The sequence below is a fragment of the Flavobacterium tegetincola DSM 22377 genome (assembly GCF_000425485.1).
Taxonomy (GTDB): Bacteria; Bacteroidota; Bacteroidia; order Flavobacteriales; family Flavobacteriaceae; genus Flavobacterium; species Flavobacterium tegetincola.
The window spans coordinates 69,631-84,467 of sequence record NZ_AUDN01000023.1 but is presented as its reverse complement, the minus strand read 5'-3'; the positions used below and the strand labels follow the sequence as shown (position 1 = coordinate 84,467).

Genomic DNA, 14,837 nt, shown 5'->3' with positions numbered 1-14,837 from the left:
TTTTTATTGAATTAATAATTTCAATTATAGAAATTAATTATGAATTGTGAGCTGCTTTTTTCAACTCTTGTAATTTTTTTTCTAACTTGGCTATTACTTCTTCTGATTTCTCATCTGCATTGTCAACCAAATCATCAAAACCTTTTTCTAAATCTACTTTGGTTTTAGCAAATTTCGTTTTTACGGTTTCAGATAATTCACCAAATTTTTCCATCAAGTCATTTTTTTGACCGTCGTACTTGTCTTTGATTTTACCTCTTGTTTTTTCTCCTTTTTCTGGAGCAAATAAAATTCCTAATCCTGCTCCAATTGCAGCACCCGCTAAAAGCGCTAATACTGTTCCTCCGTTATCTTTTACTGACATAGCTTTGTGTGTTTATTAATTTTTAATAAAGTTACAAACAATTTACGTTAATGTTGTTAATAAGCCGTTAAAGTAGTTTTAATTAATCGTGAAAATAACACAAACGCTATTGCTTAAAGAAAAATCCTAAAGATGGTAATGTTCCATATAAATTTCTTGTTCTTAGCTTAAATCGCCTAATTTAAAGCCACTTTCAATAGTACAAATTGATTAAATATTATAAAACAATCAGAATTTTCAATAATAAAAAAAGCCTGCCAATTGCAGGCTTTTCATCGATTTAAACTATAATCTAGATAGTTTCAGAAATTAGAATTTTAACCTCTTCACTTTTATCTTTTTCTAACATCTCAGTTAATTGATTTTTGAAATGTGCTAAATTTTCAACATCTTGTGTTAAAAGTTGAATCGCTTCCATTCTTACAAATGGAGATTCACTTTTCAAGGACATGCCGTACAATTTTTGCAAAGCTTCCATTTCAACATCTGAAATTTTGATGGCTTTTGAATATTTAAATAACCAATTGGCAAACAAAAGCGAACTTTTATTGTTGTTGGTATTTTTGCGAATCGCGTTTTGCAACAAACTAAAATCAGAAATACTTTCGATATTTTGAGCAATCGCTTGTTCAATTATTTTCTGATTTTCTGCATCAACTTTGAAGTATTTATTGATGTCTTTCAAAGAATTATTGATTGCATTTTCCTCTTTCTTACCTTTTTCTTCCCAAGCGTCTTTAAGTCCAACGGTTTTGTTGAAAATTAAATTTTCAGCTGTGGTATCTTTATCAACCGTGAAATATCCTAAACGTTGAAACTGAAATTTATCTTCTGCTTGAGCGGTTAATAAACTTGGTTCAACATATCCAGTAATTACTTTTAAAGAGTCTGGATTAACGAATTCAAGGAAATCTTTCTCTTTGTGTCCGTCAGGTGTTTCATCAGTAAATAAGCGGTCATAAAGCCTAATTTCAGCTGGAATCGCATGTTTGATGTCAACCCAATGCAAAGTTCCGGCTACTTTTCGTTGACTTGCCTCTGTCCCACTTCCACTTAAAGAATCAATATCGTAAGAAACTTGAATTTCTGTAATATTTCCATCTGCATCTTTAGTGACACTTTCACCTTTAATGATGTACGCATTTTTCAACCGAACTTCTTTTCCTAAAGACAAACGGAAGAATTTATTAGGTGCTTCTTCCATAAAATCTTCTCTTTCGATGTAAATTTCGCGTGAAAAAGGCACTTTTCTGAAACCTGCAGTTTCATCTTCTTGATTATTTTCAGCTTCTAACCATTCCACTTTATCTTCTGGATAATTAGAAATTACCACTTTAATTGGGTCTAAAACAGCCATAACTCGTGGTGCTATTTTATTCAAATCTTCACGAATGCAGAATTCTAAAACAGAAACACTTATTAGGTTTTCTCTTTTGGCAATACCAATGGTTTTGGTAAAGTTTCGAAGTGAAATTGGTGTATAACCACGTCTTCTCAAACCTGAAATCGTAGGCATTCTTGGGTCGTCCCAACCTGTTACATGTTTTTCGTTTACCAATTGTAATAATTTTCGCTTACTTACAATGGTGTGCGAAAGGTTTCTACGGGCAAATTCTCGTTGTTTCGGACGTACTTTATTTTCATCACGAACTTGGTCCAAAAACCAATCGTATAATTCACGGTGTGGCAAAAATTCAAGCGTACAAAATGAATGTGAAACTTGTTCCAAATAATCACTTTCGCCGTGAGCCCAGTCGTACATTGGATAAACGCACCATTTGTCACCTGTTCTATGGTGTGATTTATTGATAACTCTATAAATAATCGGGTCACGCATCAACATATTAGTTGATTTCATGTCGATTTTTGCTCTTAAAATATGAACGCCTTCTGCAAATTCTCCATTTTTCATTCTTTCGAATAAATCAAGATTTTCTGCAACAGAACGGTTTCTGAATGGTCCGTCAATTCCTGGAGTTGTTGGTGTTCCTTTTTGAGCAGCCATTTCTTCAGAAGATTGACTGTCTACATACGCTTTATCAGATTTGATTAACATCACAGCCCAATCGTATAATTCCTGAAAATAATCAGATGCATAACGTTCTTCCGACCACTCGTAACCCAACCATTCTACGTCACGTTTTATGGCGTCAACGTATTCTTGTTCTTCCTTTGCAGGATTAGTATCGTCAAAACGAAGGTTTACAGGAGCTTGATAATCAATTCCTAAACCAAAATTTAGTGCAATAGCACTCGCGTGTCCTAAATGCAAATAACCATTAGGTTCAGGAGGAAATCGAAAACGCAATTTATCTTTCGATAAACCATTTTTTAAATCCTCTTCAATAATTTGTTCAATGAAATTCAATGATTTCTCTTCTGTTGACATTATTTTGTAATTTTGACAAAGATAGAAAATGTTTAAAGTTTAAAGTTTAAAGTTTTTTAAAAATCATTTAAAACAACTTAACTTTGGGGTTGAATAAAAATAGAATGAAATGGGAACGATAAAATTGCAGAATATCCGTGTATATACCAACCACGGTTGCTTGATTGAAGAAGGAAAAATTGGCTCTGATTATATAGTTGATTTGGAAATAAAAACTGATTTACGAAAGTCGGCCGAAACGGATGATTTAAATGATACTGTAGATTATGTGCATTTAAATCGCATCGTGGAAGAAGAAATGGCGATACGATCCAAACTTTTAGAACATGTAGCTCATAGAATTATCAAGCGAATTTTTGATGAAATACCTTCAGTATCTAGAATTTTATTAGCGGTTTCAAAAATAAATCCTCCTATTGGTGGTGATGTAGAACGCGTTACGATTGAAATGGAGGAATACCGTAGTTAAATGATATAAGGATTAAAAGATTGAAAGTTAGAGGAATTTAATTTTAATAAATTTTTTAAACTTTAAACTTTAAACTTTTAAACTTTTTAGTTACATTTGCAATCCGTTTAAACAATGGCGTCGTGGCCGAGCGGCTAGGCTGGGCTCTGCAAAAGCTCCTACTCCGGTTCGAATCCGGACGATGCCTCAAGAAGAGATACAGAAATGTATCTCTTTTTTTTGTGTTTAATTTTTAGGAAAAATTAGATAAAGGCAAGGTTCGAATCCGGAAGATGTCACTAAAACCTTCAAGGAAACTTGAGGGTTTTTTTGTGTTTAAATTTTTAGAAAAAAATAGATAAAGAAGTGTTTCGAATCCTACATTTTTCGCTTTTCCTGCAAGGTCTTTTTTCGACCTTGTAGGTATCAATAACAAGACCTACAAGGTTTTGAAAACCTTGCAGGAAAAGTTGATTGAGATTACTCTTTAATCATTATTTTTATTGGATAAACAACACCTCTGCAAATGTTATGAGGATTTGCATATCGTACGTTTTCAACAGAAAAAATTGCACAAACTTTAAGTTTCTTGATAAGAATCAAAGCTTTAATTTTTAGGAAGAAAAATGATAAAATATAATAAAAAAAAGTGAAATTAAAATATGCAACTTAACAGGATTTAGTTAAGTATTAAAGTTTCTGATTTGGTATCTCCCTTTTGAAAAGTTATAGCTACCACTTTTATTTTATCAATTCCGTTTAAAGTATAATGAGCAGAAAAGCGGAAAGTATTAGTATTATTGTTAATTGAATTGAAAGATGTTTCTTTATAAATATTAGAAAAAGTAGCAACACCTTGACTGTCTGACGCAGCTTGAAAATCAGCAAATAAAGGCTTGTCACCTATTACTTCCCAAGTATCTTGCTCGTATGCGTAAACGGTAAGATTAGAAACAGGCTCCCCTGAAGTTTTTTGCAATGTAATCATTGCCTTTGTTTTTGAGTTACTCGAGCTACTATCATCGCTAGAACAAGCTGTTAATGTAATAACAGCTAAAAATAATCCTAATAATTTTTTCATAATGGCGTGTGTTAATAAATGATAAGGTGCATATTTTAAAATTTCGAAGCAAATATATTTTAAAAATTTTATTAAATTATTAAGTAATAAATTATTTTTTTTCAAATTTTTAATACATTAAAATTAATGTTAACTCAATATTGATAGGGAAAAATCATTCTTATACTTATGGATTGCCATTTTAATAGTGGCTATTGTACCGGAAAGTATCAAATAAAATTTAATAAATATTCATAATTTTAATTGGATAAACAACACCTCTGCAAATGTTATGAGGATTTGCATATCGTACGTTTTCAACAGAAAAAATTGCACCAACTTTAAGTTTATTGATAAGAGTCAATGCATCTTTTGAAAATGTATTACCTTGAACTTTAATTGTAGTTCCTTTTGGAACGATATCAAATTCGTTCACTCTAAAGTATTCACCCTCAAAATCTAAATCGAATTTAAAATCATTAATTCCAATGGATATAACTGAATTTTTAATTTCATCTTTTGTTAGCTCAATTATGCAATTATAGCAATTTTCATTGTTTATTTTAGCCATAATTTGAGGAATATTGGCTATTTTAAAGACATGTTCTTCAATCGAAATTGAATCATCTAAATTGATTATTGTAATAATAACTTTAGATTCTAATCCTTGACCTGGACTTATGGTGTATTTTCCTTTTGAAACTTCCATTAAACCAATTCCTTCAGCAGTAAACGATTTACAATCAGAAACAGCAATTGTTATGGGATTTGCAAATCCTCGGTAAATTGTTTTTACTTTGTCTAATGCAATGACACTTCTTTTTACAGAAACTATTGTATCTAATTGAGCGTTAACGCATAGAGTTGAAAAGAAAAAAAGTACTAAAATATTTTTTTCATATTGGTGGAATTCATTATTCAACTTTTAAAAGAATTAAAGGAATTCGACAAATCATTATATTTCCTAAACTTTCAAACTTTGTTTTAATATCTGAAATTACAATTTTTTGATTACTTTTTAGCAGTTTGTAAACTTCATCAGAAATACGATTTCCTTTAATGACTATCCTTTCCTTTTTAGAAATTTTAATTGTAAATTCAGTTACTTCAGTTTTGTAATCAAGATTTAAATCTCGAAAACTAACATCAATATAAGCATCCTTTAAATCTTCTTTTTTAAAAAGTAAAATACAATTATCACAATAACTTCCATTAATTTTAGTAACTGCATTCGTAAAATTTCTTATGATGAAAGTGTGTTCTTCAACCGAAATGGAATCATCAAAATTTGTAATTGTAACAACAATCTTCGATTCAGTTCCAGCTCCGGGAATTAACACATATTTTCCATTTGATTTTTCTTGTAAACCTATTCCTTCAACTTTAAACGATTTACAATCAGAAACTGCAATTGAAATGGGATTTGCAAATCCTCGGTAAATTGTTTTTACTTTGTCTAAAGCAATTACGCTTCTTTTTGCAGAAATTATTGTATCTGATTGAGCGTTAACGCTAAAACTAAAGAGGAATAATAACAGAAAGTGGAAATTTCTCATATAACGTAATTTTTAAAAAGCCAAAAGATAAAAAGAAGCCTATTGATTGTTTAAATATCCCTGATTACAGTGGTATCCTTTTCTCGCAGTGTTTGCGGGAAAAGATTTAACGGAAAGCAGGATTATGATTTAAAAAATACAGAAAGATTTGATTCTGAAACAAATTCAGAATGGCAAATTATAATCAGAATAATGAAATAAATATTAATCGTGATGCGGTTCGATCTGTTCTAAAGCTTGCTTCACTAATTTTTGGTCACTTGGAAACCAGCCCTGAAGCATGATGGTTATTCCAAAAATAATGAGTAAAACACTGGTAACTTGCTTAATTTTAAGAATATTGGCAGGTGTCATTTTACTTTTTAAACGTTTTGCTAGAAGAATTTTAACAATATCCACAACCAAATAGGTAGCAATTACTGTTGCAAAAAATACCGCTAATCTTGAAGTTTTAAGTTCTAATTGTGGACCAAAAGTGATGAAAATTAACAACCAAAAACCAAGAACTCCAACGTTGATAAAATTAAGCAAAAAGCCTTTTATCAACAATTGGAAATAATTTTTCTTGATGAGTTCAATTTGATCTTTAAAGTCGAGTTTTTTTATGGCATTTTTCTGTTTAACAAAAGAAATAACGCCGTAAGTAACCATTATTAGTCCGCCAAAAATGAATAAGGCGGGCTCGTCTTTTATGTTGTTAATAAGGCGATAACTACTAAAATAGGCAATAGCGATGAAAACTAAATCAGCCATGACTACTCCAGTGTCAAATACTAAAGCGGCCCTAAAACCTTTAATTGCAGCTGTTTCCAAGAGTACAAAGAAAACAGGACCAATCATAAAGCATAGCAAAATACCAAGTGGAATTCCTAATAAAATATCTTCAATCATTGAATGAATTTATCATTGAGCAATCACAAATATACTTGAATTTTAGAAAAGAGCCGACTTTTATACCAACTTACCTTTTACTTTCGTGGATAGAACCACCTAAAGTGGTGCTTTTATTGATTTGTTGTGGACTTCCATAAATGGTGATGTTCCCTCCTGCTCTAACCTTGGCATCCACTAATTCGCTTGCACGAACATCAGCTTCTCCACCTGTTGTAATTTTTACCGTAGTTTGAACAGTTTGCAAATCCACTGCTTGCAAAACGCCTCCTGTACCGATCGAAACATCACTATTGGTAGCAGAACCCTTTATTTTTAAAATTCCACCAGTAACCGCTCTTAAATTGACTTTCTTGACATCTAAAACCAATCGGATTTCAGCACCTTCCTTGGTGTTGATTTTCATTGCCGTCTGTTTTATGGGTGCATCGCAAATTACATAAGAACCTTCACTGGCGTCAATTTCATCAATTTGCTTAAAATATAATTTAGCCGAAATATCATCTCCGTCTAACAGTTTTCCAAACTCCATTCTGATCTTCAACGTTCCATTGTTGTTCACCAATTCTACTTCTTGAGAACGATTTCCGGTAATTTCAATTCTGTTTTCAGTCGAAGGAATCAGCTGTACTGAAATTCGATCAAAAATATTGATTTTGTCAAATTCTCCAAGGTTCTTATTTACTTGAGCAAAACCTAAACTACTAACTACTAACGCTATTAAAACTGCAATCTTCTTCATAAATCTATTTTTCATTTTTTCTAATCAATGTAAAATCCAATTGTTTTTTAACTAAATCTGCATTTTTTACTTTCACAATCACTTCGTCACCAAGTTGTAATAATTGTTTTGACATTTGGCCTACCAAAGCATATTGCTTTTCATCAAACGTGTAATAGTCGTCTTTTATTTCACGGATTCTACACATTCCTTCACATTTATTGGCAATAATTTCAACAAAAATTCCCCATTCAGTTACACCAGAAATAACACCCAAGAACTCTTCGTCTTTGTGGTCTTGCATGTATTTCACTTGCATGTACTTGATACTGTCGCGTTCTGCACTTGTGGCTAAACCTTCCATCGTAGAGCAATGTTGACATTTAGTTTCGTAAACTTCTTCACTTACAGATTTTCCGCCGTCTAAATAAAACTGCAATAGTCGATGTACCATTACGTCAGGATAACGACGAATTGGCGAGGTAAAATGCGAATAATAATCAAAAGCCAAACCATAATGTCCAATATTATCTGTTGAATATTTGGCTTTACTCATCGTTCTAATGGCCAAAGTGTCAATTAAATTTTGCTCTTTTTTACCATTAACATCCGCCATCAATTGATTCAGTGATTGCGAAATATTTCCTTTTTCACGTAAATCAATTTTGTAACCAAATTTTGCAATCAAGGTTTGCATTGCAAATAATTTATCTTCGTTTGGTTCGTCGTGAATTCTATAAATAAACGTTTTCTTCTGTTTTCCAATGAATTCTGCCACTTTTCGATTGGCCAAAAGCATGAATTCTTCAATCAAATGATTCGCATCTTTCGACACTTTGAAATAAACGCCTTCCGGTTCGCCTTGCTCGTCCAAGTTGAATTTTACTTCTACTTTATCAAATGAAATTGCTCCATCAGCCATTCTTTTTCTTCGCAGAATTTTAGCAAGTTCATCCAATTTCAATGTTGCATCGACAATTTCTGGACCCACAATATATTCTTCACCCGTGATTGAAATTTCAGCTGGAATTTTATTTCCTTTGGTTTCAATCATTTCTTGAGCTTCTTCATATGCAAATCTTTGGTCCGAATACGTTACCGTTCTACCAAACCATTCGTTAACAACTTGTGCTTTTTCATCAATTTCAAAAACCGCAGAAAACGTATATTTTTCTTCATTTGGTCGTAAAGAACAAGCAAAATTAGATAATACTTCAGGCAACATCGGCACTACTCTATCCACTAAATAAACCGAAGTGGCTCTTTGGTACGCTTCATCATCTAAAATAGTCCCTTCTTGCAAATAATGCGAAACATCGGCAATGTGAATACCAATTTCGTAATTTCCATTTTCTAATTTTTTAAACGAAAGTGCATCATCAAAATCTTTTGCGTCTTTTGGGTCAATTGTAAAGGTCAACGTTTCTCGCATGTCGCGACGTTTTGCAATTTCCTCTTCAGAAATAGACGTATCTAATTTTTGTGCAAAAACTTCAACTTCAATTGGAAATTCAGCTGGTAAACCGTATTCGGCTAAAATAGCATGAATCTCGGTATTGTGTTCTCCTGGTTTACCTAAAACCTTCACTACAGAACCAAAAGGACTGTCGGCTTTCTTAGGCCAATCTTCAATGTGAACTAAAACCACATCACCTTGTTCGGCTTCGCCTAATTTGTCTTTTGGAATAAAAATATCCGTATACATTTTTGGATTTGCCGTAGAAACAAATGCAAAATTCTTTTGGATGTCAATAACTCCTACAAATTCTGTTTTATTTCTTTCAACAACCTCAATCACTTCACCTTCAGGACGTTTTCCTTTTCTACGGTTGTAAACGTAGACTTTCACCTTGTCTTTGTCTAAAGCTCGGTTCAAATTATTGGTTGGAATAAAAACATCTTCTTCCAGTTCTGGACAAACAAAATAAGCGGTCTTACGTCCGGTCATGTCAATGGTTCCTTCGTAATAATCTTGACTTATTGCTTTTACAAGATATCTTCCTGGTTCCGTTTCAACAATTTCTTTTTTAGAAGCTAAAATCTTTAAATCCTTTATAATTTCATTCCGGCCTTTGGTATCGTCTATTTCTAAAAGTGTAGCTATCTGCTTGTAATTAAATGCTCTATTTGCATGCTGTGCTAGTATTTTTACTATTTTTCCAGAGAAATCTTTCTCTTTTTTTCCTAATTTTTTAGGTATTTTACTCATAATCTTTCTATATAATGTTGAAAATTACAAAGAAGATACTTAACTTTCTAACTCGAAAGTCAGATTTAATGAAAAAATAACGTTTATAGGCTTTGTTCATACACCATGGAAGAATTTAAAACCATTGCTATTTTTAATTATCCACATGAGATTGTGGTTTTAAAACACATTTTAGATCAGGAAGAGATTCAATATTATTTTGAAAATGAAACGATGATGAACATTGTTCCTTTTTACGGAAATGCTTTGGGCGGAATTAAACTTAAGATTCATCCCAACGATTTTGAAGTAGTTCAACTTATTTTGAAAGAACTGGAAGACAATAACGATTTAAAAATTGTTTAAGTTGTCAACACTTATTTAAATAATAAAAAAGAAAAGGAAATTTAAATTAATTTTTTAATGGTTATTATAGCGTGTTAATAGCTACTATAACTTTCTTAAAAACGTATGGTAAATCAAGTTATAGTTACTTATTCCGACTTACTAACACTATTATAAATTGTAAAGTGTTCCTTTTCAACGTCTTTTAAAACGTTATTAACAATGGTTGATAACCTGAAATAGAATGAAATTGTAGATAAGTTTAGGTGTTGATATCTGTTAACAAAATCAGAAAGTATGCTGATAACTTTTCTAAAAATAAGCCAAACTTTTGTAGGTTTATAATTACCAATTTTGGATTAAGATTTTTATCCGAACAAACAAATAATAGTTCTGAAATTCTATCTCAACTTATCAACAAAAGTTGTTAATTTAAGGTTAACTGATTTCCAACTCATTAAGAAACGTTATTAACATTACAATTAGTTTACAATTTTATTGCAAAAAAGCATTGATTGTCAAGTAATTATAAATTGTTAATAACGTAAAATACTGATTTTCAACTTAAAAATAAGAAGGCACTTTTTTTGGTTTGTAGTATAACATTAAAGTAAATTTGTAGCACACAACTAATATACATATAATGATGAAAATCGCAATTGGAAATGACCACGCAGGTCCAGAATATAAAAGAGCAATTGTTACGATGCTTGAATCGAAGGGAATCCAAGTAACCAATTACGGAACGGATACTCCAGATAGTGTAGATTATCCTGATTTTGGACATTTAGTAGCTACTGATGTTGAAAATGCTGCAGTAGATTTTGGAATTGTAATTTGCGGAAGCGGAAATGGTATCAACATGTCTGTTAATAAGCATGCAAAAGTGCGTGGTGCTTTATGTTGGATCAAAGAAATTGCGGTTTTAGCGCGTCAACATAATGATGCCAACATCATCAGTATTCCCGCTAGATATACTTCTATAAATCAAGCGGTTGAAATGGTGGAAGCTTTTTTAAATACAGAATTTGAAGGTGGAAGACACCAAACAAGAGTGGATAAAATTGCTTGTAAATAAATACAATTCTATTTTAAAATAATCCTGTAGTAATGCTGCTATTATTGATAGATCAGTTATTACTACAGGATTTTTTCTTTATTTAAATTTAAAACGCTAACTTACTTCATTACCAAATAAAAAAAATGAGTCAACAGAAACCACAACTTAAGAAGCAATATTATCCTATTAACGATACGTTACGAAGTTACCTTCAAAAATATAAAAGACTCACAAAAACTCGGGTTTATTATGATGATTTACTTCGTTTTCAAGGAAGTGTTGGCGTATATGATAAAGAAGATAAAGATACTTTGTGGGTTAGAGTGTATTATAATGAATTTGAAAGGGAAGAACTTGACAACAGTTTAAAGAAAATTTACACTTTATTGCATTCTGATGGTGACGATACCAATTTGGAACACTTGAGCGTTGATAATATTGATTTTTGCACTTTTGGAAATTCAAAACCATTCAGGATCAAAGTTAGAAACATTCTGAATGATAATTACACGCATTTCTACGTAAAAAAGGCGGATGCTTCGCGTATTTTTGGTCTGGAATTAGAGCATATTATTTCGCCAAATACCATCAATTTTTTAGTTTTTGAAGACACTTTAATAGAAGAGCACATTGTTGGAATTCCAGGTGATGTTTTTTTAGAAGAGAATTTAAAGAATTGCAACGAAAATGAAAGAACCCAAATAGCTAAAGAATTTGTTAAGTTTAATGAGCGTTGCATGATTGGATTATTAGGTGATATGCGTTCTTATAATTTTGTGGTGATTCCGATTTATGATTTTGACCAACGTATTTTTAAAATTCGTGCGATTGACTTTGACCAACAAAGTTACGAAGGCAGTTTTAAGCTTTATAAACCCCACCTTTTTAAAGAAAACTATAAATATTCTGAACTGGTTCAAGATCGGTTGAACCCAAAATCTGTTATTCAGTACCAAATTGAAGAACGTTCTGTAATTGTAAAACGATTGGTAGACACGCACGATCGCTTAAAAAGTTTAGTTGCAGCAATGAAATCCACAAAATTGGCACCTTTAGAACACATCCAACAATTGCAGGGAGAAATTTATGAAATGACGCACGACGTTAGTTTTAAAAATGCGACTTCTATGGGAGAAATCGTTCAATCTGCGTTAGATTTTATGATTCGGAATTATAAGGTGGAAGATTAAACAGAATTAATTAGAATTTAGAAGAACTTAATTATCATTTTTGGAAAGCCAATCGCTTTATTTCATTATAAAATCATAACCAATATAAAGTAGGATTATTTGTACAATAACAATACTCCAAAACTTTACTAAATAACTGTTTTTGGAAGTTTTATGCCTGAAATAAAGCATTCCAATTCCTGAACCTAAACTTCCACCAAGGAAGGCTGACATTAAAAGTGTTTTTTCAGAAATACGACTTTTTTTTCTTTTTGCCAGTTTTTTGTCATAACCCATTAATAAAAAAGCAAAGATGTTGATTGCTAAAAGAATGTAAAAAGTGGTCATGAAAAGTGTAATTTTTAAGGAATTTATTTCTGGTAAATTTATTCTTTAATTGTCAATTCACGAATTTAATCAGCAACGATATTCTAAAACAGAAATATTCTTAATATTGAATATTCCATTGCAAACTTTGCGAAAACCGTTGCATCTTTGCGTTAAATTTTCTTACATGAACCAAATTCAATTCATAAAATCTGCAGTTAATACCGCGGATAAAAATATAGAAGCCACTTTAAAATTACTTTCTGAAGATTGTACAATTCCCTTTATATCGCGGTATCGAAAAGATACAACGGGAAATTTAGATGAAGTGCAAATTGAAGATATTGCCAAACTTTCCAAGCAATATGAAGAAATCGTCAAGCGAAAAGATTCGGTTTTAAAAACTATTTTAGAGCAAGGCCAACTATCATCAGAATTAAAAGCCAAGATTGAAAAAAGCTTTGATTTACAAGAGATTGAGGATTTATATTTACCTTTTAAAAAGAAGAAAAAAACAAGAGCAGATCTTGCAAGAGAAAAAGGTTTAGAACCTTTGGCAAAAATCATCATGAGTCAGCATGCAGATGATGTGGATTCTGTGGCTTCAAAATATTTAAACGACATAGTTGCTAATGAAGAGGTAGCTTTGCAAGGAGCTAGGGACATTATTGCTGAATGGATTAACGAAAATATCTATGTTCGGAAGAATTTGCGTCGTTTATTTCAACGGAAAGCATCGGTAACGACGAAAGTGGTTAAGAAGAAAGCGGAGGAAGACGATGCTCAAAAATTCAAACAGTATTTTGATTGGAGTGAAGCGTTGTCAAAAGCGCCATCACACCGTTTATTAGCAATGCTTCGTGCGGAAAATGAAGGTTTCATTAAGTTGAAAATTGAAATCGACAGTGACGAGGCAATCGATTTCATTGAACAAAATGTACTAAAAGGCAAAAATGAGAGTGCAAAACAAGTCCAAATTGCCATAAAAGACAGTTACAAACGCTTGCTAGAACCGGCGATTTCTAATGAAACATTGCAAGAAGCGAAAGCAAAGGCAGATGCGAAAGCAATTGATGTTTTTGCACAGAATTTAGGACAATTGTTATTGGCGCCACCTTTAGGCGAAAAGCGAATTTTAGCTATTGACCCAGGATTTAGAAGTGGTTGTAAAATCGTTTGTCTGGACGAAAAAGGCGATTTATTATACAACGAAACTATTTTTCCGCATGCGCCACAAAACGACACGACGATGGCGATGAAGAAGATTCGGTCGATGGTGAACGCTTATGCTATTGAGGCAATATCCATTGGAAACGGAACGGCCAGTCGGGAAACGGAGTTTTTTATAAAGAAAATTGCCTTTGATAAACCGGTACAAGTGTTTGTGGTTTCGGAAGCGGGTGCTTCGGTTTATTCGGCAAGTAAGATTGCCAGGGATGAGTTTCCTACTTATGATGTGACGGTTCGTGGTTCGGTTTCTATCGGCAGACGACTTTCAGATCCATTGGCAGAATTGGTTAAAATTGACGCAAAATCGATAGGAGTTGGACAATACCAACACGATGTAGACCAAACAAAGTTAAAAGAAGAATTAGATAATACAGTCGTTCGTTGTGTAAATTCAGTGGGAATTAACATCAATACCGCAAGCAAATCATTACTGAGTTACGTAAGTGGAATAGGCGAGAAGATGGCGGAAAATATCGTCACTTATCGTTCTGAAAACGGACCTTTTGAAGACCGAAAACAACTTAAAAAAGTGCCACGTTTAGGCGAAAAAGCCTACCAACAAGCGGCAGCTTTCATTCGAATTAAAGACGGAAAAAATCCGTTAGATAATTCAGCGGTGCATCCTGAAACCTACAAAATTGTAGAACAAATGGCGAAGGATTTGAAAATTTCGGTGAAAGAATTAATTGGAAATAAAGAGCAAATTTCACAAATAAAATTAGAGAATTATGCTACTGCGGAAGTGGGAATTTTAACGCTGAAAGACATTGTTAAAGAGCTTGAAAAACCTGGATTAGATCCAAGAAAAGCCGCGAAAGTTTTTGAATTTGACCCGAACGTAAAAACAATAAAAGATTTGCGAAGCGGCATGATTTTGCCAGGAATTGTAAATAATATTACAGCTTTTGGTTGTTTTGTAGACGTCGGTGTTAAGGAAAGCGGACTGGTGCATATTTCGCAATTGAAGGCCGGTTTTGTAAGTGACGTGAATGAAGTGGTGAAGTTACACCAGCATGTTCAAGTAAAAGTGGTGGAAGTGGACGAGGATAGAAAACGCGTTCAATTGACGATGATTTTGTAATAGAAAAG

14 protein-coding genes and 1 tRNA gene are annotated in these 14,837 nt (G+C 32.5%); 6 read left to right on the top strand and 9 right to left on the bottom strand.

Annotated elements, in window-relative coordinates; genetic code table 11:
• Positions 1-37 precede the first annotated feature (37 nt).
• Both H602_RS0106455 and H602_RS0106450 read right to left on the bottom strand, forming a co-directional pair.
• On the bottom strand, positions 38-364 hold the full coding sequence (locus H602_RS0106455; RefSeq protein ID WP_026977281.1) for a YtxH domain-containing protein: 327 nt from the start codon (positions 362-364) through the stop codon (positions 38-40).
• 292 nt (positions 365-656) lie between these two features.
• The gene (locus H602_RS0106450; RefSeq protein ID WP_026977280.1) at positions 657-2,753 is read right to left on the bottom strand and encodes a glutamine--tRNA ligase/YqeY domain fusion protein; all 2,097 of its coding nucleotides are present in this window, start codon (positions 2,751-2,753) and stop codon (positions 657-659) included.
• 109 nt (positions 2,754-2,862) lie between these two features.
• Between H602_RS0106450 and folB the strand changes: the two genes are divergently transcribed.
• Positions 2,863-3,222 (top strand): dihydroneopterin aldolase, encoded by a 360-nt coding sequence (folB, locus tag H602_RS0106445; protein ID WP_026977279.1) that lies wholly within the window; start codon positions 2,863-2,865, stop codon positions 3,220-3,222.
• A gap of 116 nt (positions 3,223-3,338) precedes the next feature.
• Positions 3,339-3,409 (top strand) — tRNA-Cys (locus H602_RS19840).
• A 471-nt stretch (positions 3,410-3,880) separates the two neighbouring features.
• Here H602_RS19840 and H602_RS0106440 read toward each other — a convergent pair.
• The 6 genes from H602_RS0106440 to rnr all read right to left on the bottom strand — a co-directional run bounded on the left by H602_RS0106440 (position 3,881) and on the right by rnr (position 9,638).
• Entirely contained in the window at positions 3,881-4,387 is a 507-nt protein-coding gene (locus H602_RS0106440; RefSeq protein ID WP_211224048.1) for a hypothetical protein, read from the bottom strand.
• 115 nt (positions 4,388-4,502) lie between these two features.
• Positions 4,503-5,183, bottom strand: coding sequence for a GldM family protein (locus tag H602_RS0106435; protein ID WP_026977277.1), 681 nt, complete (start codon positions 5,181-5,183; stop codon positions 4,503-4,505).
• Positions 5,176-5,817: a GldM family protein gene (locus tag H602_RS0106430; RefSeq protein WP_026977276.1), complete on the bottom strand. Its 642-nt coding sequence runs from the start codon at positions 5,815-5,817 to the stop codon at positions 5,176-5,178. Before H602_RS0106430 ends, H602_RS0106435 begins: the two co-directional genes overlap by 8 nt.
• 204 nt (positions 5,818-6,021) lie before the next feature.
• Positions 6,022-6,708 carry a LysE family translocator gene (locus H602_RS0106425; protein ID WP_026977275.1) on the bottom strand — a complete coding sequence of 229 codons (687 nt, stop codon included), beginning with the start codon at positions 6,706-6,708 and terminating at the stop codon, positions 6,022-6,024.
• A gap of 70 nt (positions 6,709-6,778) precedes the next feature.
• The gene (locus H602_RS0106420; protein WP_026977274.1) at positions 6,779-7,450 is read right to left on the bottom strand and encodes a head GIN domain-containing protein; all 672 of its coding nucleotides are present in this window, start codon (positions 7,448-7,450) and stop codon (positions 6,779-6,781) included.
• Positions 7,451-7,454: 4 nt separating this feature from the next.
• A complete protein-coding gene (gene rnr, locus H602_RS0106415) occupies positions 7,455-9,638 on the bottom strand; it encodes a ribonuclease R (protein ID WP_026977273.1) in 2,184 nt (727 codons plus the stop codon).
• 105 nt (positions 9,639-9,743) lie between these two features.
• Between rnr and H602_RS0106410 the strand changes: the two genes are divergently transcribed.
• The 3 genes from H602_RS0106410 (at position 9,744) to H602_RS0106400 (ending at position 12,212) form a co-directional block, all read left to right on the top strand.
• Positions 9,744-9,983 (top strand): hypothetical protein, encoded by a 240-nt coding sequence (locus H602_RS0106410; RefSeq protein ID WP_026977272.1) that lies wholly within the window; start codon positions 9,744-9,746, stop codon positions 9,981-9,983.
• Between the two features lie 625 nt (positions 9,984-10,608).
• On the top strand, positions 10,609-11,040 hold the full coding sequence (locus H602_RS0106405; RefSeq protein ID WP_026977271.1) for an RpiB/LacA/LacB family sugar-phosphate isomerase: 432 nt from the start codon (positions 10,609-10,611) through the stop codon (positions 11,038-11,040).
• Positions 11,041-11,165: 125 nt separating this feature from the next.
• Entirely contained in the window at positions 11,166-12,212 is a 1,047-nt protein-coding gene (locus tag H602_RS0106400; RefSeq protein WP_026977270.1) for a hypothetical protein, read from the top strand.
• A gap of 57 nt (positions 12,213-12,269) precedes the next feature.
• On the opposite strand, the gene H602_RS0106395 is transcribed toward H602_RS0106400, so the two are convergent.
• Complete coding sequence (locus H602_RS0106395; RefSeq protein WP_026977269.1) at positions 12,270-12,539, bottom strand: DUF1294 domain-containing protein; 270 nt, start codon at positions 12,537-12,539, stop codon at positions 12,270-12,272.
• Positions 12,540-12,705: 166 nt separating this feature from the next.
• Between H602_RS0106395 and H602_RS0106390 the strand changes: the two genes are divergently transcribed.
• Positions 12,706-14,829 (top strand): Tex family protein, encoded by a 2,124-nt coding sequence (locus tag H602_RS0106390; RefSeq protein ID WP_026977268.1) that lies wholly within the window; start codon positions 12,706-12,708, stop codon positions 14,827-14,829.
• The last annotated feature ends 8 nt before the right edge of the window (positions 14,830-14,837 follow it).

Coding starts and splice junctions, on each gene's coding strand:
- H602_RS0106405 (WP_026977271.1), top strand. CDS start 10,609: ATGAAAATCGCAATTGGAAATGACCACGCAGGTCCAGAATATAAAAGA.
- H602_RS0106395 (WP_026977269.1), bottom strand. CDS start 12,539: ATGACCACTTTTTACATTCTTTTAGCAATCAACATCTTTGCTTTTTTA.
- folB (WP_026977279.1), top strand. CDS start 2,863: ATGGGAACGATAAAATTGCAGAATATCCGTGTATATACCAACCACGGT.
- rnr (WP_026977273.1), bottom strand. CDS start 9,638: ATGAGTAAAATACCTAAAAAATTAGGAAAAAAAGAGAAAGATTTCTCT.
- H602_RS0106410 (WP_026977272.1), top strand. CDS start 9,744: ATGGAAGAATTTAAAACCATTGCTATTTTTAATTATCCACATGAGATT.
- H602_RS0106400 (WP_026977270.1), top strand. CDS start 11,166: ATGAGTCAACAGAAACCACAACTTAAGAAGCAATATTATCCTATTAAC.
- H602_RS0106450 (WP_026977280.1), bottom strand. CDS start 2,753: ATGTCAACAGAAGAGAAATCATTGAATTTCATTGAACAAATTATTGAA.
- H602_RS0106425 (WP_026977275.1), bottom strand. CDS start 6,708: ATGATTGAAGATATTTTATTAGGAATTCCACTTGGTATTTTGCTATGC.
- H602_RS0106390 (WP_026977268.1), top strand. CDS start 12,706: ATGAACCAAATTCAATTCATAAAATCTGCAGTTAATACCGCGGATAAA.
- H602_RS0106455 (WP_026977281.1), bottom strand. CDS start 364: ATGTCAGTAAAAGATAACGGAGGAACAGTATTAGCGCTTTTAGCGGGT.
- H602_RS0106420 (WP_026977274.1), bottom strand. CDS start 7,450: ATGAAGAAGATTGCAGTTTTAATAGCGTTAGTAGTTAGTAGTTTAGGT.
- H602_RS0106430 (WP_026977276.1), bottom strand. CDS start 5,817: ATGAGAAATTTCCACTTTCTGTTATTATTCCTCTTTAGTTTTAGCGTT.